Origin of the sequence: Halobacillus sp., from assembly GCF_049282395.1 — a bacterium.
GTDB lineage: Bacteria > Bacillota > Bacilli > Bacillales > Halobacillaceae > Halobacillus.
In genome coordinates, this window is sequence record NZ_JBAPTY010000399.1 from 1 (window position 1) to 2,912 (window position 2,912).

3 protein-coding genes are annotated in these 2,912 nt (G+C 43.1%); 2 read left to right on the forward strand and 1 reads right to left on the reverse strand.

What is annotated here, in order from left to right:
• Positions 1–321: 321 nt before the first annotated feature.
• Complete coding sequence (locus WAM07_RS16750; RefSeq protein WP_422168551.1) at positions 322–723, forward strand: hypothetical protein; 402 nt, start codon at positions 322–324, stop codon at positions 721–723.
• 126 nt (positions 724–849) lie between these two features.
• Here the strand turns inward: WAM07_RS16750 and WAM07_RS16755 are convergent, their stop codons facing one another.
• Positions 850–1,785 carry an LCP family protein gene (locus WAM07_RS16755; RefSeq protein WP_422168552.1) on the reverse strand — a complete coding sequence of 312 codons (936 nt, stop codon included), beginning with the start codon at positions 1,783–1,785 and terminating at the stop codon, positions 850–852.
• Between the two features lie 145 nt (positions 1,786–1,930).
• Here WAM07_RS16755 and WAM07_RS16760 point away from each other — a divergent pair, with 145 nt between their 5' ends.
• Positions 1,931–2,824, forward strand: a complete 894-nt coding sequence (locus WAM07_RS16760; protein ID WP_422168553.1) for an ROK family protein — start codon at positions 1,931–1,933, stop codon at positions 2,822–2,824.
• The last annotated feature ends 88 nt before the right edge of the window (positions 2,825–2,912 follow it).

The window sequence follows — 2,912 nt, forward strand, 5'->3', positions numbered from 1 at the left end:
GAACATGATCGGTAAGATCCACGGAAGGCGAAGCCTGAGGAGGCTCAGCACATGCCCACGGAAAGCGAAATCGTCCCCCGCAGGACCTTTAAACTAACCCAACATCTCGAAACTGCGTCTTCCACAATCCGGCCCTATAACTTAATAAACCTTTGCTAAAAAAATCAATAACAGCGTTTAAAAGAGCCAGTGCAAGCTTCTTTATCACTCTGGACGATTGTCCTAAAAACGTCCCATATTTATATATTCATTTACATACAAATATGATAAGGTATTTTAAAATGATCAAAATGGAAAGTTTAGGAATGAGAAGGGGTTTATATGAAGGAAATTATTTTAATTCTGGCCGAATTGGTGAATATCTGGCACGATGTTCTTTTGGACCTTACGAGGGTACTTGGATGGGATTTGTCTGACAAAGACCTTCACTTTTGGGTAATTGGTATTCTAGGAATTATTGCGCTATTATTTGTGGATTCTATTTTTCATGCCTTATCTAAACTAAGTATCTCAGCGATTTCGTTTTTATTCACCTTTTCTATGGTTCTTGTTTTCGTATTCGCTGTAGAAATTCAGCAGAAGATTACGGGAAGAGGAAATATGGAATTCGGAGATGCTGCAGCAAGTATATTCGGATTTCTCGTTTTTTGCGGCGTCTATTTTGTTATTCGTCTGCTTTGGAGATGGGTGCAGGCTTCCCGTCGGAAACAACCGACTTCATAGATCATTGTTTTTCATAAGTGAGAGTTTACAATACCAGACTTTCATTCGATAAACCCCCGTCTAATAGGCTGCTTGCCCATGTTATAAAATGAAAATAAACCGCCTCGAAAAATAGAGGCGGTTTTCTTAATTAGAACCAAAATCAACAATCATATCGTGTGTTTTTTGTATTTCCTGATCGGACATAATCATGAGATACATTCCATTAATCATTCTTCCTTCACCGCTCATCTGATAGGAGGAGGTGTTTTGGCGGGCACTGCGATAGTTGGCCGCAAGACGGCGCATGTCCTCAAATTGCATATTGGTGTTTACATTATTGCCGAGTACATCGAGGATATCGCCAATTTTGTTAACGACTCCTATGCTTGCTCCTTTATCAATAATTCCCTGAATGACCTGACGCTGACGTTCGTTACGGCCAAGGTCGCCACTTGGATCATTTTTGCGCATTCTCACAAACGCAAGTGCTTCTTCACCGTTTAATTCAATCGTTCCTTCCTTAAAGCTGTGTCCGCCAGCACTGAAAGCAAGATCGTTCTGGACGGTTACGCCGTTAACCGCATTGACCAGTTGAGAAAGGCCTTCCATATTCACCTTTATATAATAATCAAGATCGATATCTAAAAAGTTCTCAACGGTATCAACGGCCATATCACTTCCGCCATAGGCGTAGGCATGGTTAATCCGGGTGGTTCGCCCGTCTCCGGCAATCTCTACTCTCGTATCACGGGGAATACTGACCATTTGCATTTGATTGTTGTTCGGATCAAGTGTCATCACGATCATGGTGTCGGATCTCCCGACATCGTTCTCGCGTTCGTCTACACCTAGCAGCAGTATATTAATAGGTTCTTTCTTATCTACTTTCTCTTTCGTTTCATCTGTATCGATGGCAGATACATCTTCATGAAGATCATCATTGATGGTCGTTCGGACATCATTAAAGAGTTTAAAAATGAAGATACCGCATCCAATTAGAAAGACGGCTAATACGGCGAGAAGGATTTTCCACGTTCTTCTCCTTTTTCGCTTCTTTTTATAGCGTTCACTCCGACCCATACATCCACCTCTTTTTTTAAGGAGTTCCCTTCTATTATACTTTTTTTGCAGAATTCTGTAAAAATAGTAGACAACGTTTTAATGGTATTAGAAAAACCAGTACAATAGAAGAAAGAGAGTTCTATTAAAAGGAGCGTAGTTAGCTATGGGAATTAATATAGGAATTGACTTAGGCGGTACCAACGTTCGTGTTGCCATTGTAAATAAAAATGGGCTGGTGGAGGAACTGTTGCAAGAACCGACAGAAGCAGAAAAAGGACACCTTCATACCATTAAAAAAATGGTGAACATGATCCACACGATTTCTGAAGGAAAGAAACGTATCGACGGAATTGGTATTGGAGCCCCGGGACCACTCGACCCGAAGCGTGGAGTGATTTTAGGTCCTCCGAATTTACCGGGCTGGGACGAAGTTTATCTGGTTGATGAAATCAGCCAGCATTTCTCTGCAAATGTTTATTTAACGAACGATGCAAATGCTGCGGCTCTTGCTGAAGCCACCTACGGCAGCGGCAAGGGCTATGAAAGTGTCTATTATGTAACGGTAAGCACCGGTGTAGGCGGCGGTCTGGTGACCAATGGACAAGTCTTTCATGGGGCTCAAGGGTTCGCGGGTGAAATCGGAAATATGATTGTCCAGCGCGGTGGTTCTCAGTACAGTAATTTAAATAAAGGGGCACTTGAAGGGTACGCAAGCGGAACGGCGATTGGAAATCGGGCGAAGGAGCTTCATGACATAGAAGGAGGAGCGGAAGCCGTATTCGATCTTGTCAGAGAAGGAAATGAAGAAGCATGGCAGATTGTCGATGACGCGGTTGATTATTTAGCTGTAGGCATTGCAAATGTGACGCACGTCGTAAATCCTGATGTGTTTGTGATCGGCGGAGGCGTGATGAATGCCGGTGATCTGGTGTGGACACCCCTTAGAGAAAAAGTGAAAGGATACGTCTATGAGGAACTGGTTCCTCATATTAATCTCCAGCCGTCTTCCCTAAGCGGGGATGCCGGCGTAATAGGTGCATCACTGCTCACCCGGTAATACCCAATAAAAGGGACCTCAGGTCATCCAGATTCTGGGTGACCTGAGGTCCCTTTTTTTTCCCTTTCAGGGATAAATGGCATAAAGC

Excerpts from the sequence above, each read along its gene's own strand:
- WAM07_RS16750 (WP_422168551.1), top strand. The coding sequence starts at position 322 with ATGAAGGAAATTATTTTAATTCTGGCCGAATTGGTGAATATCTGGCAC.
- WAM07_RS16755 (WP_422168552.1), bottom strand. The coding sequence starts at position 1,785 with ATGGGTCGGAGTGAACGCTATAAAAAGAAGCGAAAAAGGAGAAGAACG.
- WAM07_RS16760 (WP_422168553.1), top strand. The coding sequence starts at position 1,931 with ATGGGAATTAATATAGGAATTGACTTAGGCGGTACCAACGTTCGTGTT.